The organism is Terrabacter sp. LjRoot27 (assembly GCF_964254175.1).
Lineage (GTDB): Bacteria > Actinomycetota > Actinomycetes > Actinomycetales > Dermatophilaceae > Terrabacter.
In genome coordinates, this window is the sequence record NZ_CAXUSS020000001.1 from 3,571,579 (window position 1) to 3,589,126 (window position 17,548).

At 72.0% G+C, this 17,548-nt stretch carries 17 protein-coding genes; 12 read left to right on the forward strand and 5 right to left on the reverse strand.

Annotated elements, in window-relative coordinates; genetic code table 11:
• Positions 1-73: 73 nt before the first annotated feature.
• Positions 74-1,570: an NCS2 family permease gene (locus ACSQ2D_RS16460; RefSeq protein ID WP_435987003.1), complete on the reverse strand. Its 1,497-nt coding sequence runs from the start codon at positions 1,568-1,570 to the stop codon at positions 74-76.
• Between the two features lie 58 nt (positions 1,571-1,628).
• On the opposite strand from ACSQ2D_RS16460, the gene ACSQ2D_RS16465 reads away from it, so the two are divergent.
• Entirely contained in the window at positions 1,629-1,910 is a 282-nt protein-coding gene (locus ACSQ2D_RS16465; RefSeq protein ID WP_435987004.1) for a DUF2530 domain-containing protein, read from the forward strand.
• A 72-nt stretch (positions 1,911-1,982) separates the two neighbouring features.
• Here ACSQ2D_RS16465 and ACSQ2D_RS16470 read toward each other — a convergent pair whose 3' ends face one another.
• Together ACSQ2D_RS16470 and ACSQ2D_RS16475 are read right to left on the reverse strand one after the other, a co-directional pair.
• On the reverse strand, positions 1,983-2,897 hold the full coding sequence (locus ACSQ2D_RS16470; protein WP_435987005.1) for a DUF3027 domain-containing protein: 915 nt from the start codon (positions 2,895-2,897) through the stop codon (positions 1,983-1,985).
• A 4-nt stretch (positions 2,898-2,901) separates the two neighbouring features.
• The gene (locus ACSQ2D_RS16475; protein WP_435987006.1) at positions 2,902-3,297 is read right to left on the reverse strand and encodes a cold-shock protein; all 396 of its coding nucleotides are present in this window, start codon (positions 3,295-3,297) and stop codon (positions 2,902-2,904) included.
• A 148-nt stretch (positions 3,298-3,445) separates the two neighbouring features.
• On the opposite strand from ACSQ2D_RS16475, the gene ACSQ2D_RS16480 reads away from it, so the two are divergent.
• A complete protein-coding gene (locus ACSQ2D_RS16480) occupies positions 3,446-3,922 on the forward strand; it encodes an SRPBCC family protein (protein WP_435987007.1) in 477 nt (158 codons plus the stop codon).
• A 66-nt stretch (positions 3,923-3,988) separates the two neighbouring features.
• Here the strand turns inward: ACSQ2D_RS16480 and ACSQ2D_RS16485 are convergent, their stop codons facing one another.
• Positions 3,989-4,930: an aldose 1-epimerase family protein gene (locus ACSQ2D_RS16485; protein WP_435987008.1), complete on the reverse strand. Its 942-nt coding sequence runs from the start codon at positions 4,928-4,930 to the stop codon at positions 3,989-3,991.
• 71 nt (positions 4,931-5,001) lie between these two features.
• Between ACSQ2D_RS16485 and ACSQ2D_RS16490 the strand changes: the two genes are divergently transcribed.
• Both ACSQ2D_RS16490 and ACSQ2D_RS16495 read left to right on the forward strand, forming a co-directional pair.
• On the forward strand, positions 5,002-7,419 hold the full coding sequence (locus ACSQ2D_RS16490) for a helicase-associated domain-containing protein (RefSeq protein ID WP_435987009.1): 2,418 nt from the start codon (positions 5,002-5,004) through the stop codon (positions 7,417-7,419).
• A gap of 6 nt (positions 7,420-7,425) precedes the next feature.
• Complete coding sequence (locus tag ACSQ2D_RS16495) at positions 7,426-7,800, forward strand: DNA polymerase ligase N-terminal domain-containing protein (RefSeq protein WP_435987010.1); 375 nt, start codon at positions 7,426-7,428, stop codon at positions 7,798-7,800.
• Between the two features lie 108 nt (positions 7,801-7,908).
• Here the strand turns inward: ACSQ2D_RS16495 and ACSQ2D_RS16500 are convergent, their stop codons facing one another.
• Complete coding sequence (locus ACSQ2D_RS16500; RefSeq protein ID WP_435987011.1) at positions 7,909-8,841, reverse strand: hydroxymethylglutaryl-CoA lyase; 933 nt, start codon at positions 8,839-8,841, stop codon at positions 7,909-7,911.
• Between the two features lie 104 nt (positions 8,842-8,945).
• Between ACSQ2D_RS16500 and ACSQ2D_RS16505 the strand changes: the two genes are divergently transcribed.
• The 8 genes from ACSQ2D_RS16505 to ACSQ2D_RS16540 all read left to right on the forward strand — a co-directional run bounded on the left by ACSQ2D_RS16505 (position 8,946) and on the right by ACSQ2D_RS16540 (position 17,513).
• Positions 8,946-10,598: a DNA repair helicase XPB gene (locus ACSQ2D_RS16505; protein WP_020145648.1), complete on the forward strand. Its 1,653-nt coding sequence runs from the start codon at positions 8,946-8,948 to the stop codon at positions 10,596-10,598.
• Positions 10,599-10,695: 97 nt separating this feature from the next.
• On the forward strand, positions 10,696-11,160 hold the full coding sequence (locus tag ACSQ2D_RS16510; protein ID WP_435987012.1) for a peptidase inhibitor family I36 protein: 465 nt from the start codon (positions 10,696-10,698) through the stop codon (positions 11,158-11,160).
• Positions 11,161-11,285: 125 nt separating this feature from the next.
• Positions 11,286-11,462, forward strand: a complete 177-nt coding sequence (locus ACSQ2D_RS16515) for a hypothetical protein (RefSeq protein WP_435987013.1) — start codon at positions 11,286-11,288, stop codon at positions 11,460-11,462.
• A gap of 137 nt (positions 11,463-11,599) precedes the next feature.
• Positions 11,600-12,322: a response regulator transcription factor gene (locus ACSQ2D_RS16520; RefSeq protein WP_435987014.1), complete on the forward strand. Its 723-nt coding sequence runs from the start codon at positions 11,600-11,602 to the stop codon at positions 12,320-12,322.
• Positions 12,323-12,335: 13 nt separating this feature from the next.
• Entirely contained in the window at positions 12,336-13,850 is a 1,515-nt protein-coding gene (locus tag ACSQ2D_RS16525; protein WP_435987015.1) for a sensor histidine kinase, read from the forward strand.
• Between the two features lie 68 nt (positions 13,851-13,918).
• Positions 13,919-15,202 carry a S1C family serine protease gene (locus ACSQ2D_RS16530; protein ID WP_435987016.1) on the forward strand — a complete coding sequence of 428 codons (1,284 nt, stop codon included), beginning with the start codon at positions 13,919-13,921 and terminating at the stop codon, positions 15,200-15,202.
• A gap of 219 nt (positions 15,203-15,421) precedes the next feature.
• Complete coding sequence (locus tag ACSQ2D_RS16535; RefSeq protein ID WP_435987017.1) at positions 15,422-16,942, forward strand: SDR family NAD(P)-dependent oxidoreductase; 1,521 nt, start codon at positions 15,422-15,424, stop codon at positions 16,940-16,942.
• Positions 16,943-17,111: 169 nt separating this feature from the next.
• Positions 17,112-17,513 carry a VOC family protein gene (locus ACSQ2D_RS16540; protein WP_435987018.1) on the forward strand — a complete coding sequence of 134 codons (402 nt, stop codon included), beginning with the start codon at positions 17,112-17,114 and terminating at the stop codon, positions 17,511-17,513.
• Positions 17,514-17,548 lie beyond the last annotated feature (35 nt).

Consider the following 17,548-nt stretch of genomic DNA (forward strand, 5'->3'; position numbering starts at 1 on the left):
AGCGGGAGGGGGCCTTCACGGCATACGTGCTCTGGCGTCCGGTGCGGCGAGCCGCTCTGTGCGGCAGCGTCGCTCAGGTGAGCATCGACTCCAGCGGCGCCTTGATGAAGTAGACGACGAAGAAGGCGGCGACGATCCACAGGAGCGGGTGGATCTCACGGCGCTTGCCACGGGCCATCTTGACGAGCACCCACGCGATGAAGCCCGCACCGATACCGACGGTGATGTTGTAGGTGAACGGCATGAGCACGATCGTGAGGAACGCCGGCAGGGCGACCTCCATGTCGTCCCAGTCGATGTTCTTGACCTGGGTCATCATGAGGAAGCCGACGATGACGAGCGCCGGGGCCGCAGCCTCGGACGGGACGACGGCGAAGAGCGGCGCGAGGAACGTCGCGAGCAGGAAGAGCACGCCGGTCACGACGGACGCGAGACCCGTGCGGGCACCCTCCTCGACACCGGACGCGGACTCGATGTAGGACGTGTTGCTGCTGACGCCACCGGCGCCACCGGCGATGGCGGCCACCGAGTCGACGACGAGGATGCGGTCGGTGTGGGGCGGGTTGCCGTCCTCGTCGAGGAGCTTGGCCTCGGTGCCGATGGCGACGACGGTGCCCATCGTGTCGAAGAAGTCGGCGAGCAGGAGCGAGAAGACGAACATGACGGCCGTGACGATGCCGATCTTCTCGAACGAGCCGAGGAGGCTGAACTGGCCGAGGATGCCGAGGTCGGGGGTGTTGGTGATCGACTCGGGCAGCCTGGGCACGGTGAGGGCCCAGGCCGACGGGTTGGTGAGGGCGCCCTTGTCGTCGAAGACGCGCGGGCCGATGCTGAAGATCGCCTCGAGGACCATCGCGAGGACCGTCGCCGCGACGATGCCGATGAGGATCGCGCCCTTGACCTTGCGGATGAGCAGGACCGCGATGAGGAAGACGCCGACGACGAAGACGAGGGTCGGCCAGCCGTCGAGGCTGCCGCCGATGCCGAGCTCGCTCGGGACCGAGCCGGGCGTCGTGGGACGACGCGCGAAGCCCGCGTCGATGACGCCGATGTAGGCGATGAACAGGCCGATGCCGACGGAGATCGCGACCTTGAGCGGCCCGGGGATCGCCTTGAAGACCGCCTTGCGGAAGCCGGTCAGCACGAGCACGAGGATGATGACGCCCTCGATGACGACGAGGCCCATGAGGTCGGCGAAGGTGATCTTGTCGGCCGAGTGGGTGATGACCATCCCGGTGATGAGGCCGTTGATGCCGAGCCCGGCGGCCAGCGCGATGGGGAAGTTCGCGACGAGGCCCATGAGGATCGACATGAGGCCGGCGATGACCGCCGTGCCGACCGCGACGAGCAGCTTGCTCTGGGTCAGGTCGGTCGTGCCGCCGATCATGGTGCCCGAGCCGTCGACGACGCCCGAGAGGATGATGGGGTTGAGGACCACGATGTAGACCATCGTGAAGAAGGTGACGAAGCCGCCCCGGACCTCGCGAGCGACGGTGGACCCGCGCTCGGTGATCTTGAAGAAGCCGTCGAGCCCGGTCTGGGTGGGCGCTTTGCGTGTATCCGTCGACATGGCGCACACCTTAGTGGCGCCGCGTTTCGCGTGTGTGACGAGACCCTAGGCTGTCCGTGTGACCGACGAGACCACCCCCGACGTGCCGGCGCGCCCGTCCGAGCCGACGACGCCCGAGCCGATCGCGCCGATCGCGCCGCTGCCCGTGCCGATGCTGCGGATCATCGAGGTGGGGCTCGCCGTGTGGGTCGTCGCCCTCGTCGTCGTCCTCGTCGTGCCCGCCCTGCACGAGGGTGACCGCGACTGGTGGCCGTGGACGTGCGTGGCCGGTTTCGTGCTCGGCTCTATCGGCTGGGCCTACGTGCGCCGGGGCCGCGGCAACGCGAGCGACGCCGCCTGAGTCCCCACCCGGCTCCCCGAGAAGCACGAACCACCCGGGTATGCCGGGTGGTTCGTCCGTGGTCGAGTGCCGTCAGTCGGTGACGGGGTCGTCGGAGCCGTGCGACTCCTCGACCGGAGCCTGCTCCGCCGTCGGCTGGTCACCGTCGTCCTGCGCCTGCTCGTCCTGCGCCTGCTCGTCCTGCGCCTGCTCGTCCTGCGCCTGCTCGTCCTGCGCCTCGTCGCCCTCGGCCGCGCGCTCGGCGGGCTCGAGGTCGACGGCGAACTCGTCGACGATCGGCTCGCCGATCGGCGTCGGCTCGGGGTGGTCCATGTCGGTCTCGGAGTGGGCTCCGCAGCCGTGGTCGAGCGAGACGACGCGGCCGTCGGACGGGCTCCACTCGTTGGCGCACACGCCGAACGTCACCCGCAGCGCCCCCGCCATCGGCAGGAAGTAGCCGCACGTCGTGCAGCGCTCGCTGGCCTTGGCCGCGATCTCGGCCGTCGGGCCGTTCTCGCCGGCGTACCAGCGGCTCGCGGCGACCTCACGGCCCTCGGCCGAGAGCACGCGCGGACGGCCGAGGCCGAGCTCGAAGAAGGCCATCTGGTCGACGTCCTCCTCGCCCGTGGCCTCGAAACCGGCCTCGAGGTTGGGGTCGTAGGGGCGGAACGGCAGCACGTCGCCGGCGCCGAGGTCGCCGGGAGCGAGCCGGTCGGCATACGGCAGCCACTCGGGTGCGAGGACGGCGTCGGGACCGGGCAGCAGGTTGGTCTCGCAGACCGTCGCCACCTTGGCGCGCGACACCCGGGCGACGCTGACGCCCCAGCGCCACCCGCGGTAGCCCGGCGACGTGCACTCGAACCAGTGCATGCCGAGGCGCTCCTCGAGCAGGTCCATGCCGAGGTGGGCGCCGATGGTTCCGGGCTCGGCGACCTCCTCGAGGACGCTGCGGGCGAGGTCGGACGCGGCCAGCAGCACGGCATCCGTCTTGGGGGTGGTGACGGTCATGAGCTCACTTCTCCAGCTCGTCCGCGAGGCCGCGCAGGGCGCGGGCGACGTTGGAGGCGAGCTTGCGGTCGGGACGGCGTCCGGCGCGGTAGCCGTTGCCGACGCCGTCGAGGAGCTGCACGACGTCCTCGATGATGACGGTGAGCTCCTCCGGCGTGCGGCGGGTCTGTGCGGTCTTGTTGGCGGCGACGGACTGGACCGGGTCGAGCACCTTGACCGACAGCGCCTGGGCACCCTTGCGGCCCTCGACGATGCCGAACTCGACACGCACGCCCTTCTTCAGGGTCGTGACGCCCTCGGGGAGCGCGTTCGCGTGCAGGAAGACGTCCGCGCCGGAGTCCTCGGAGATGAATCCGAAGCCCTTGTCCGCGTCGTAGAACCTGACCTTGCCAGTCGGCACAGTCCACCTCGTTCAGATCTCGGTCGGCCGCACCACGGCACGACTCGATGGCGCTCCTTGCGCTCCGCTCCAGCCTAACGGCTCGGGGCAAGCCGGATTTCGCGCCGCGCAGGCGCCGGGACCCCGATCGGCCGACCTACGCTGGGGCATGCCCACGCCCCTGCACCTCGAGTGCTCCCGTGCCGTTCCCGTCGAGGTCGCCGACGCGTACGACCGCCTGCTCCGGCACCCGCTGACCGACCTCATGTCGCGGCGCTACGGTCTGCTCCCGCCGATCCGCGAGGTGCGCGACCAGACCGGGCCGTGGGGCGAGGTCGGGCAGACCCGGACGATCGCCCTCGCCGACGGCGGCACGATGCGTGAGCGCCTCACCGAGGTGGTGCGCCCCGAGCGCTTCGACTACGTCCTCACCGACTTCACCGGTGCGTTCAAGCCGCTGGTCTCCCACGTCGACGGACGCTGGGCCTTCGCGCCGGAGGGCACGGGCGTGCGGGTGACGTGGAGCTGGACGCTGCACGCGACGACCACGTATGCCGCCCGCGTCCTGCCGCTCGTCGGCCGGATGTGGCGGGGCTACGCCCGTCAGGCCCTCGAGCAGACGTCGGACGTGCTGCTGCGCGGGTGAGCCGTCAGGTGAGCTCGCCGGCGGACCCGGCGGACCCGGCGGGCCCGGACGACCCGGACGACCCGGTCAGGCCGGGGAGATGCCCCACGTGCCGGTCCACTCCTCGCCCGGGCCCAGGACGACGAGACCGTCGCCCGAGTTGAAGGCGTCGGCGGGGCAGCTCATCGGCTCGACGGCGATGCCGACCTCGCCCTTGCGGTCCTCGGCGATGGCGGTGAAGACCTGCAGCCACGGGAAGGCGGCGTCGGCCCAGAGCGTCGTCGTGCGGTCGGCGGCCGACACGGTGGCACGCCACATGCCGTCGGCGTCACGCAGGACGTCGGTGTAGGCCGTGTCGAGGCGGGCGTCGCCGACGGGGCGTCGCTCGCGGAAGTCGTAGGGCTCGCCGTCGACGGGACGGTTCGCGGCGGGGAGCAGCCGCTCGTCGACCTCGACCCACGTCGCGCCCGGGATGCGCAGCTCGACGTCGGGCAACAGGGTCTCGCCGATGGCGAGGTAGGGGTGGGCGCCGTAGCCGAAGGGCGCCTCCGACGGTCCGACGTTGCGGGCGGCCGTCGTCACGACGAGGCCCGAGTCGTCGAGCAGGTAGGTGGTGCGCAGGTCGAGGAAGTGGTCCCACCCCGGCTGCGGGTGCAGCCGGTAGCCGACGGTGACGCGGTCGTCCTCGTGCTCGACGAGCTCCCAGAGCGCCCAGCGGACGAGTCCGTGGCTCGCGTTGCCGCGGGAGACCTCGGTGACCGACAGCTGGTGCTCGGTGCCCGCGAACGTGTAGCGCCCGTCGCGGATCCGGTTGGGCCAGGGCATGAGCTGCTGGCCGCGGCCCGACGCGCACGTCTCGTCGACGCCGTAGCCGGCGACGAGGTCGACCCCGTCACGAGTGAGCGTGCGCAGGCCGCCTCCGACCTCGACGACGGTCGCCTCGAACGGACCGTGCCCGATGGTCCACTGCTGCCCGGTCGGATGCGCCGGGGCCGGCTCGGGGGGTGTGGCCGGTGAGAGCGCGCTCATGGGGGCAACGCTAGCGGGCGTGGCCCCGCCGCGAGTCGGGGGCACGGCGTGGCGGGCAGTAGGTTGGGAGGATGGCCACCCCGAGCCGGAGCCTCGCCGACGACATCCGCGGTCGCAGCGACGCAGAGCTCATCGACCTCGTGCTCGCGCGCCCGGATCTCGCGCGCCCGGCGCCGGCCGACCTGACGAGCCTGGCCGCGCGTGCCGGCACCCGGGCCAGCGTCCAGCGCGCCGTCGAGGCGCTCGACCGGGGCCACCTCCAGGTGCTCGAGGCCGTCGTCGTCGCGGGCGACGCGGCCGAGCGCAGCGCGCTGCTCCGGCTGCTCGGCACCGACGACGCGGCGACCGTCGACGCGATCGTGCAGGACCTCTGGCGCTCGGCGCTGCTCTGGCGGGGCGCCGACGGTGACCACGTCGTGCGCACGGTGCCCGAGGTCCTCGGCACGGCAGTCGCCGGACTCGGCGCGCCGATGCGTGAGCTGCGCCCCTCCTCGCTCCCCGAGGACGCCGACCCCGACCGCATCCGGGCCACCGTCGCCGAGGCGCCGGACGACTCGCGCGCGATGCTCGAGCGGATGACGTGGGGGCCGGCCTTCGGCGTCCTGCCCACGGCGACACCGGGACGCACGACGGCCCGGTGGCTGCTCGAGCACCACCTGCTCGTCCCCGTGTCGACCGACCGCGTCGCGCTCCCCCGCGAGGTCGGGCTCGTGCTGCGCGAGGGCCGGCTGCACCGGTCGGCCGAGCTGACGCCGCCCGACATCGAGGCCCGACCCGTCTCAGTCGTCGACGCCGCCGCCGGCGGTGCCGCGAGCGAGTGCCTGACCCACCTCGACGAGCTCGCCGCGGCGTGGGGCGCCGACCCGCCCCGGGTGCTGCGTGCCGGCGGCCTGTCGGTCCGCGACCTCCGGGTGACGCAGATGGCGCTCGACCTCGACCCCGAGCACACGGCCTTCGTCGTCGAGCTCGCGTATGCCGCCGGGCTCGTCGCCGACGACGGCGAGGTCGTGCCGGTGTGGGCTCCCACGTCGGAGATCGACGAGTGGAGCTCGAGCGAGGCCGGGCACCGGTGGGCGACGCTGGCCGTGGCCTGGCTCGGGTCGACCCGCGCACCGCACCTCGTCGGTCGGCGCGGCACCGGCACCGGACCGGCCAACGCCCTCGGCCCGGACGTGCAGTGGCCGGCGATCCGCGCGATCCGGCGCGAGGTCCTGCGCGAGCTCGCCTCGCTCGAGCCGGGCAGCGCTCCGGACCACACCTCCCTGCGCGAGCGCCTCGCCTGGCGCCGACCGAACCGGTCCGCGGCCGTCCTCGACGAGGCCGTCGAGGCGGTGCTGCGCGAGTCCGAGTGGCTCGGCGTCACCGGCCGCGGCGCCCTGTCCGAGGCCGGCCGTGCGCTCGTCGCACCGCTGCTCCCCCCGGCCTCCCCGGGTCGAGGTGGTGGCGCGGGCACGGCGGGTGGCGCGAGCACCTCGAACGGCAAGCGCGCCGCCCGGGGTCGGAGCGATCGCGCGAGCAGCTCCGGTGCCGGGACCATCTCGACCGAGCAGGCCTCGGCCGACGCCGGAGCGGTCGCCGAGGCGGTGGCCGCGGCCATGTCGGCGCACCTGCCCTCGCCCGTCGACCACATCCTCGTCCAGGCCGACCTCACGGCGGTCGCCCCCGGGCCGCTCGTCGGCGGCCTCGGGTCGTTCATGCGCCTCGCCGCCGACGTCGAGTCCCGCGGCGGCGCCACCGTCTACCGCTTCACGCCCGAGTCGGTCCGCCGTGCGCTCGACGCAGGGTGGACCGCGGCCGACTTCACCGAGACGGTGCGTCGGTCCAGCCGCACCCCGGTGCCGCAGCCGCTCGAGTACCTCGTCGCCGACGTCGCGCGCAAGCACGGCCAGACCCGCATCGGCGGAGCCGCGGCCTACATCCGCTCCGACGACGAGGCCGTGCTCGACACGATGCTCGCCTCACGAGACCTCACCCCCCTGCGCCTGCGACGGCTCGCCCCGACGGTGCTCGTGTCGTCGGCGGACCCGCGCGTGCTCGTCGACCTCCTGCGCGACAACGGGTTCGCCCCGGTGCACGAGGGGCAGGACGGCGCCGTCGTCCACGCCGAGACGCCCCGCCGCCGCGCCGGGTCACGTCGCCGCGGCCCCGGCCCGATGGTCTCGCCGGTCGACCGGCCCTACACCCAGTCGCTCGTCGACGGGCTGCGCGCGGCCGAGGCGACGGCCGACCAGCGACGCGTCGAGGACGAGACGCGGCCCGGCCCGCGCATCCAGGCGATGGACCCCGTCGTGACCCTCTCGCTGCTGCGCGACGCGGTCGCCGACCGGCACGGGGTCTGGATCGGCTACTCCGACGGGCACGGCGCCACGAGCCGTCATCTCATCCACCCGCAGAAGGTCGAGGGCGGCCGGGTCCGGGCCACCGACGAGTCCGGCCACGAGAAGTCGTTCTCGGTCCACCGGATCACCGGCGCGACGCTCGAGAGCTGAGCTGCCTTGGGAGGCAACGACGTCCGCGGAGGCCACCGGCCGGCATACGTGCTCCACGACCACCGGAAGCCACGGCCGCACTTCGACCTGCGGCTCGAGGAGGACGGCGTCCTGCGCTCGTGGGCGGTGCCGAAGGGGCTGCCGACGACGAACCGTCACGACCGCCTGGCCGTCGCGGTCGACGACCACGACATGGACCACCTCACCTACACCGACGAGCACAAGTCGGTCGCCGACACCGGCTGGTGGGAGGAGGAGTCGCGCGACGACCACCGGATGGTGTTCGTGCTCCACGGTCGGGACGGCGCACGCCGCTACGCCCTGATCCGGACCGAGCGCGACTGGCTGCTCCACCTCACCAAGGACCAGCCGACCACCTGACGCGCGCCCCCCGGGCCTTCCACCGTCGAAGGGCCACAAACCGGGCCCCGGTTCGTGGCCTTCGACGGTGGAAGGCCCGGTTCGTGGCCTTTCGACGGGTAGGGGTGGTCAGGCGCCGGCGAGGGCGCGCACGACGTTGCTCGGCGACGGGCGGCCCAGCTGCCCCGCCATCCACACCGACGTCTCGACGAGCGCTTCGAGGTCGACGCCCGTCTCGACGCCCGCCCCGTGCAGGGCCCAGACCAGGTCCTCGGTCGCGAGGTTGCCGGTGGCCGACTTCGCGTAGGGGCAGCCGCCGAGACCGCCCGCCGCCGCGTCGACGACCGACACCCCGTCGCGCAGGGCGGCCATCGTGTTGGCGAGCGCCTGGCCGTAGGTGTCGTGGAAGTGCACGGCGACGCGGTCGGTGCCGATGCCCCGGGCGGCGAGCGCTTCGAGGAGCCGGTGCACGTGGCCGGTGGTGCCCACGCCGATCGTGTCGCCGAGGCTCAGCTCGTGGCAGCCGAGGTCCATGAGGCGCTCGGCCGTGTCGACGACCTGATCGACCGGCACGGGCCCCTCCCACGGGTCGCCGAAGCACATCGAGACGTAGGCCCGCACCCACATCCCGTCGGCGAGCGCTCGTTTCACGACCGGCTCGAACATGGCGTACTGCTCGGTGACCGACCGGTTGAGGTTCTTCTGCGCGAAGGTCTCGGTGGCCGAGCCGAAGATCGCGATGGCGCTCAGGCCGAGCTCCTCGGCGCGGTCGAGGCCGCGCTCGTTGGGCACGAGGGCGGGCCGGCGGCGTCCCAGGCCGTCGCCGCCGAGACCGGCGAGCACCTCCTCGGCGTCGCCCATCTGCGGGACCCACCGGGCCGGGACGAACGACGTCGTCTCGATGGTGCCGAGCCCCGCGGCCTCGAGGCGGCGGATGAACTCGACCTTCGTGGCGGCCGGGACGACGGTCTTCTCGTTCTGCAGGCCGTCGCGCGGACCGACCTCGTAGATCGTCACCTTCGGGGGCAGCCCCGTCGCCGCCTCGACCTGTGGGGATCGCATGCGCCCATACTGTCACCAGCACGCTCCGCGCCCGGGCCGAGGTATCGGCTCGCGAGGGGCACCGACGGAATACCTCGACCCACGCTCGGAGTTGTCCCCACACGATGAATGACGGACCCCTGATCGTCCAGAGCGACAAGACCCTCCTCCTCGAGGTCGACCACCCGAACGCCGAAGCCGCGCGCCGCGCCATCGCGCCGTTCGCCGAGCTCGAGCGTGCCCCGGAGCACGTCCACACCTACCGCATCACGCCGCTCGGCCTGTGGAACGCCCGCGCTGCCGGCCATGACGCCGAGCAGGTCGTCGACGCTCTCATCACGCACAGCCGGTATGCCGTCCCCAACGCGCTGCTCGTGGACGTGGCCGACACGATGGACCGTTACGGCCGCCTCACCCTGACCAAGGAGGGCCTCGCCGACAGCCCGGAGGGCACCCGCCTCGTGCTGCGCACGACCGACCGCCCGGTGCTCGAGGAGGTGCTGCGGCACAAGAAGATCAAGCCCCTGACCGGCGAGCGCCTCGACGACCTCGCCGTCGTCGTGCACCCGAGCGAGCGCGGCACGCTCAAGCAGGAGCTGCTCAAGGTCGGCTGGCCGGCCGAGGACCTCGCCGGCTACGTCGACGGGGAGGCCCACCCCATCGACCTCGACCAGGCCGACTGGCACCTGCGGCCCTACCAGCAGCACGCCGTCGACGGCTTCTGGCACGGCGGGTCGGGCGTCGTCGTCCTCCCCTGTGGCGCGGGCAAGACGCTCGTCGGCGCCGGCGCCATGGCTGCTGCCAAGGCGACGACCCTCATCCTCGTGACGAACACGGTCAGCGCGCGGCAGTGGAAGGACGAGCTGATCCGGCGCACGACGCTGACCGAGGACGAGATCGGCGAGTACTCCGGTGCGCGCAAGGAGATCCGGCCGGTCACGATCGCGACCTACCAGGTGCTGACGACGAAGCGGAAGGGCGCCTACGCGCACCTCGACCTGCTCGACGCCCGCGACTGGGGCCTCATCGTCTACGACGAGGTCCACCTGCTGCCCGCGCCGATCTTCCGGATGACGGCCGACCTCCAGGCGCGCCGCCGTCTCGGGCTCACCGCGACGCTCGTGCGCGAGGACGGCCGCGAGGCCGACGTCTTCAGCCTCATCGGCCCGAAGCGCTTCGACGCGCCGTGGAAGGACATCGAGGCCCAGGGCTACATCGCTCCCGCCGACTGCGTCGAGGTGCGCGTCACGCTCCCCGAGGGCCAACGCCTCGCGTATGCCGTGAGCGAGCCGGAGGACCGCTACCGCCTCGCGTCGTGCTCCGACGCCAAGCTCCCCGTCGTCGAGACCCTGGCCAAGCAGCACGCCGGCGAGCCGACGCTCGTCATCGGGCAGTACCTCGACCAGCTCCACGAGGTGGCCGAGCGGCTCGGCGCCGAGGTCATCACCGGCGAGACGACCGTCAAGGAGCGCCAGCGCCTCTACGACGCGTTCCGCACGGGCGAGATCACGACGCTCGTCGTCAGCAAGGTCGCGAACTTCTCCATCGACCTGCCCGAGGCGAGCGTCGCGATCCAGATCAGCGGCACCTTCGGCTCGCGCCAGGAGGAGGCCCAGCGTCTCGGGCGGGTCCTGCGCCCCAAGGGCGACGGGCGCACCGCGCACTTCTACACGATCGTCAGCCGCGACACCGTCGACGCCGACTTCGCCGCGCACCGCCAGCGCTTCCTCGCCGAGCAGGGGTACGCGTACCGCATCGTCGACGCCGACGACCTCTGACCGCATGCGCCTTTCGACGCGACACGTGCCGCGACGGATGGCATCGTGAGGCCCGCCGTCAGAGCCGACGGCACCGTCTGACGACAGGGGATGTCACATGACCACACCACGCCGCACCGTCCGCAGGATCCTCGCCGCCACCCTCGCCCTCTCGGGCGTCGTCGCAGTCACATCGGCGACCACCGGCTCCGCGTCGGGCAGTGGGACCACGTGCCCGACCAACCGGGTCTGCTTCTACTTCAACAGCGACTTCGGCGGTGCTCGCGCCGACTACCAGTACAGCGACGCGACGATGGGCAACGAGCTCTTCACCGACGGCCCGTCGGGCCGGAGCGGCTGGGGTGTGCAGGTCAACGACAACGCCGCCTCCGTCATCAACCACACCGGTGAGTACGTCTGGGTGTTCGAGGGCGCTGGATGCAGTGAAGGGGCCACGCCGCCCTACCGCCTGGACCCGGGCGAGCAGGTCAACCTCGGTGCCAAGAACCTCAAGAACAAGGTGTCGTCGTTCTTCGTCGTCGACACGGGCGCCTGCATCGACCGCGACCAGACCTGGGCCTGACGCCGTCACCCAGACGGGTGGACGACGGGCCCGGGCATCACGTCCGGGCCCCCGTCCAGTCCGGAGCCGTCTCACCCAGCGGCTCAATTAGGTCAGACAAGCCTTACCTATTTAGCATCGACGTCGTGGGCAAGCTCAAGGCCAAGGACGTGGCGAAGCTCAAGCCGAAGTCCAAGTGCTGCAAGGACAGCCCGCGGTGCACGAGGTGCCCCGTGGTGATCAAGCGACTCTGCGCGCAGGACTGCGCCTCGATGTGCGGCAAGGACTTCAAGAAGGCCCTCGCCAGGGCCCGCAAGCGCTGACGGCGAGAAGCCGGGCATCGAGAGGGTGAGGCCGCGACCCTCTCGAGCCGCTTCGCCGTGCCCGGCGTGACCGCCGTCGCACCCGACGAACCAGCGGTTCCCAGCGAACTCCCAGCGAACACCCTGACACTGGGACCGTGGACACCCAGACAGCTGCGGCCCCCGAGGCTCGCCTGCTCGTCGTCGAGGACGAGCCGAACATCCGCGAGCTCCTCGCGACGTCACTCCGCTTCGCGGGCTTCGAGGTCGAGACGGCCGGTGACGGCACGACCGCCCTCGCCATGGCGGCGGAGTCCGAGCCCGACCTCGTCGTGCTCGACGTCATGCTCCCCGACGTCGACGGCTTCGAGGTGACCCGGCGCCTGCGCGACCGCGGCCGCCAGCAGCCGATCGTCTTCGTCACCGCGCGCGACGCGACGGGCGACAAGATCCAGGGCCTCACGGTGGGCGGCGACGACTACGTCACCAAGCCGTTCAGCCTCGAGGAGGTCATCGCCCGCATCCGGGCCGTGCTGCGCCGCACCCGGGGGCAGGCCGACGACGGCGCGACGCTGCGCTTCCACGACCTCGAGCTCAACGAGGACTCCCACGAGGTGCGCCGGGGCGGCCGGGTCATCGACCTGTCCCCCACCGAGTTCAAGCTGCTGCGCTACCTGCTGCTCAACCCCAACCGTGTGCTGTCGAAGCTGCAGATCCTCGACCACGTCTGGGACTACGACTTCCGCGGCGAGTCCGGCATCGTCGAGTCCTACATCTCCTACCTCCGGCGCAAGATCGACGCCGACGGCCCCTCGCTCATCCACACCAAGCGCGGCGTGGGTTACGTTCTCCGGGTGCCCCCAGAGCTGACCGCCTCCTGACGAGGTGCCCGACGTGACAGCCGCGGCGGCCCCGGCCGCCGATCCCGGCCACCGGTCCCTCTCGCGCCGCCTGCGCGCCGTCCCGCTGCGCTGGCGACTCCTCGGCGTCACCCTCGGCCTCATCGCCGTGGCCCTTGCCGTCACCTCCCTCGTGGTCAGCGCGCTGCTGCGTGCCTACCTCGTCAACCAGACGGAGCAGGAGCTCGACGTCTACGCCGCGAGCCTGGCGTCGGTCGAGCTGTCCGAGCTGCAGGCCACGGGCTCGCAGCTGCCCTCGAACTTCACCGCCAAGGTGCTCGACCTGTCGACCGGGGAGGTCACGAACCTCCGCGACGCCGTCCTCGTGGAGCCGGCGACGCCCGCCCTGCCCACGCCGAGCCTCACCGACACGAACATCCTCGAGCCGTCGACGTTCGAGGTCGGCTCCGCCACCGGTGAGGGCCGGTGGATCGCACACGCCAGGCTCAACGACGCGGGCACGGGCGTCGTCGAGGTCGCGCTGCCCCTGCGGCCCCTCGAGTCCACCGTCAGCCAGTTCCTCTTCTATGCCGCCGGCATCGGCGCCATCGCCCTGCTGCTGACGGCACTCCTCGGCTGGTACCTCGTGCGCCGCACGTTCCGGCCCCTGACCCGCATCGAGGACACCGCCGCACAGATCGCCGTGGGCGACCTCACCCAGCGCGTCGACGTGCCCGACACCGACGACGAGGTCGCCTCCCTCTCCCGCTCCCTCAACGCGATGCTCGCCCGCATCGAGCAGAGCTTCGCCGTGCGGGACGCCAACGAGGAGAAGATGCGCCGCTTCATCGCCGACGCGTCGCACGAGCTGCGCACCCCCCTGGCCGCCGTCGGTGGCTACGCCGAGCTCTACCGCCAGGGCGCGCTGCCCACGTCCGACGCCGTCACCGGGGCGATGGGGCGCATCGAGTCGGAGGCGCACCGGATGAGCGGGCTCGTCGAGGACCTGCTGACCCTTGCCCGCCTCGACGGCGAGCGCCCCCTCGAGCTGCAGACCGTCGACCTCGCCGTCCTCGCGGCCGACGCGGCCCAGGACGCGCGCACCATCGCGCCGGGCCGGCACATCGTCGCGACCGGCATCAGCGGACCGATCGAGCCGACCGAGCTGCAGGCCGACGAGCGGCAGCTGCGGCAGGTCGTGACCAACCTCGTCACCAACGCGCGCGTGCACACACCCGACGGCACGCCCATCGAGATCCTCGTCGGAGGGGTCGACGCCCAGCACGTCGCGCTCCACGTGCGGGACCACGGACACGGCATACCCGAGGACGCCCGGGCCGACGTCTTCGAGCGCTTCTACCGCGCGGACCGCAGCCGTAGCCGTGGCCAGGGCGGCGGCAACGGGCTCGGCCTGGCCATCGTCCAGGCGATCATCGAGGCGCACGGTGGCACCGTCCGGGTCGACGAGACCACCGGCGGTGGGGCCACGGTCGTCGTCGAGCTGCCGGTCGCCCGCGCCGCGAGTGAGCCACGTCACCATCGGTCGTCACAAGGCACAGCGGATTCCTAGGAACACCACAACGTCGTCCAAAGCTGGGTCGATGTCATGGAGACAACAGACCACAGCGAGGAGGAGCCATGACCCTGGCACCTGAGGACCACACCCAGCAGATCCCGCAGGGCAGCTACTACGGCCAGTCCGCACCACCCGCGCCGCCGGCCCCGCCGACGCCGCCCCTGGGTGAGGGAAGCCGCCCGGCTCCCAAGCGCGAGAGCCGCATCGGGCAGACGCTCGGCGTCGCGCTGCTCGCAGCCGTCCTCGCGAGCGGAGGCACGTATGCCGCCACGCAGCTCGGCGACCAGGGCACCCCCACCGCGACGACCACCGCGTCGACGACGAACCAGAACCAGGGGTCCTCCCCGACGGTCGTGCAGGGCAACGCCACCGCTCCCGACTGGACCGCCGTCTCCGCCGCCGTGACGCCGAGCGTCGTCAGCATCGACGTGACGACCCAGCAGGGCTCGGGCGCCGGCTCGGGCGTCGTCTTCGACAAGAGCGGCCACATCCTGACCAACAACCACGTCGTCGGCGACGCAACCGGCAACGGCGCCATCACCGTGACGCTGAACGACGGGCGCACCTACGCCGCGACCATCGTCGGCACGGACCCCTCGACCGACCTGGCCGTCATCAAGCTCACCAACGGACCGAGCGACCTGACCCCGATCACCCTCGGGGACTCCGAGGCCCTCAAGGTCGGCGACCCGGCCATGGCCGTCGGCAACCCGCTCGGCCTGTCGGGCACCGTCACGACGGGCATCGTGTCGGCGCTCAACCGCCCGGTCAGCACCGGGACGTCGAGCGAGTCGCCCCTCGGTCAGCAGCAGGCGTCCGGTGACGAGGTCGTGACCAACGCCATCCAGACGTCGGCCGCGATCAACCCGGGCAACTCCGGTGGCGCCCTCGTCAACGCCAAGGGCGAGCTCATCGGCATCAACAGCTCGATCGCGTCCCTGGGCCAGAGCTCGAGCGGCAGCCAGAGCGGCAACATCGGCATCGGCTTCGCCATCCCGGTCAAGGAGGCCAAGTCGATCGCCGACCAGCTCATCAAGAGCGGCAAGGCCGAGCACGCCTTCCTCGGGGTCAGCACCCGCGACACGGTGGTCTCCGACGGCAGCGCCAAGCGGGCCGGGGCACAGGTCGTCTCGGTCAACGGCGGGACGCCCGCGGCGAACGCCGGCATCAAGAACGGCGACGTCGTCATCGCCGTCGACGGTCAGCGCATCGACTCGGCGACGGCCCTCGTCGCCCAGATCCGTGAGATGACCGCCGGCGACAAGACCACGCTGACCGTGATCCGGGACGGCGCCCGCCAGGACGTCCCCGTGACGCTCGCCGTCAAGCCGGCCAGCTCGAACTGATCCCCTCCACTTCGCGCCGGGTCACGGACAGGGTGACGACACGCTGGACGTGACCCGGGCGAGGCCAACCTCCTCGACCACGTATGCCGTCGGGCTCGCGCCCGTCCCCGCCACCACGCTCCCGGTGGCTCGGACGGTCGCCGGCCCGGCGGCATACGTCGTCTCCGGACCGGGACCGCGGATTGGGGACGGAGCGAGCCACCCGCGTACCCTTGCGCGGTGAGTGAGACCGAGAACGAGCTGGACCCCGCTGCCGTCGTGCACCTCGACCCCGAGGACGTCGCGACTGCCGTGCGGGTGCTCGCGCTGGCGCCCTCCCTCGAGATCGACGACCCGGACTTCGAGACCCTGAAGCGGGCCGCGTCGCTGATGTACAAGCGGCTCAAGAAGGACCGGCGCAACGCGAAGACGTGGGCCGAGCGCAAGGCCGACCGGCAGGTCATCGAGTCGACGGCCACCGGCTCGCCGATGCGGATCGACGACGAGACCAAGGGAATCCCCTTGGTGTCCAACGCGACCGGCGCCTTCGCCGGCGAGCTCATCAACCCGCGCGGGTGCTACATCTGCAAGAACGACTACACGCTCGTCGACGCCTTCTACCACTGGCTCTGCCCCGAGTGCGCGGCTCGCTCGCACGCCAAGCGCGACCAGCGCACCGACCTGACCGGCAAGCGGGCCCTGCTCACCGGCGGCCGGGCCAAGATCGGGATGTACATCGCGCTGCGCCTGCTCCGCGATGGCGCGCACACGACGATCACGACGCGCTTCCCCAAGGACGCGATGCGCCGCTTCTCCGCGATGGAGGACTCGGCCGACTGGATCCACCGGCTCAAGATCGTCGGCATCGACCTGCGCGACCCCACCCAGGTCGTCGCCCTCGCCGACGAGGTCACGGCGGCGGGCCCGCTCGACATCCTCATCAACAACGCCGCCCAGACGGTGCGCCGCTCCCCCGGCGCCTACAGCAACCTCGTCGAGCTCGAGTCGGCGCCGCTGCCCGACGGTGTGGCCCTGCCCGAGATGGTGACCTTCGACCGGATCAGCGAGGCGCACCCGGCCTCGATCGCCGGGGCCCTCGGCACGCACGCCGTCGCGCACCACGACGGCGAGTCCGTCGAGCACGCCATCGCCGCCCAGACGGCCGCCTCGATGACGGCCCTCGCCCTGACGGCCGGACACGCGAGCCTCGAGGCCCACCGCGCCGGCACCGCCGTCGACGCCGGCGGCCTGCTGCCCGACCTCCAGCGGACGAACTCGTGGACGCAGAAGGTCGAGGAGGTCGACCCCCTCGAGCTGCTCGAGGTGCAGCTGTGCAACTCGACCGCACCCTTCATCCTCGTCTCGCGGCTGCGCCCGGCGATGCGGGCCGCGGTCGCGGGTGGTGCGCGGAGGGCGTACGTCGTCAACGTGTCCGCGATGGAGGGCCAGTTCTCCCGCCGCTACAAGGGTCCCGGCCACCCGCACACGAACATGGCCAAGGCCGCGCTCAACATGATGACCCGCACGAGCGCAGGCGAGATGTTCGAGACCGACCGCATCCTCATGACGGCCGTCGACACCGGCTGGATCACCGACGAGCGCCCGCACGACGAGAAGCTGCGCATCGCCGCCGAGGGCTGGCACGCCCCGCTCGACCTCGTCGACGGCGCCGCCCGCGTCTACGACCCGATCGTGCGCGGCGAGGCCGGCGAGGACCTCTACGGCTGCTTCGTCAAGGACTACGAGCCCAGTCCCTGGTGACCTCGGTCGACAGCACCGCCCGATCGCGGTGTCTTCCCGGCACCTGGTGCCGGGAGTCCACCGCGGAGTGACAGGGCGACCTCGTCATGCCCGGCCCACACACGCGACAGTCGGGCACCGCGGACAAGGGGTATGCCGTCCCGCCCCTCGTCGGCGTAGCGTCCCGTCCATGATCACTGCCGTCCACAACCTCGTGTACTCCGACGACGCACCGGCGACGCGCGCCTTCTTCCGCGACGTGCTCCAGTGGCCGTGCGTCACCGACGAGCCCGGCTCGGACGTCTCGGACGACGCCGCGTGGCTCATCTTCGGGAGCGGGCCGAGCGAGCTCGGGGTGCACCCGACGCGCGGTCCGCAGGGGTCGTCGTGGTCGGCGCCGCGGCACCATGCGATCTCGCTCATCTGCAACGACCTGCGGGTCACGATGGACGAGCTCATCGCTCGCGGAGCGGTGTTCACGACCGACCCCACCGACCACGGCTACGGCCTCGTCGTCATGATGGCGGTCCCGGGAGCCGACGAGATCCAGCTCTACGAGCCGCGCCACACGACCGCGTACGACCTGACCTGAAGGCCGGTTCGTGGAGATCCTTCGGCACCCGGTGC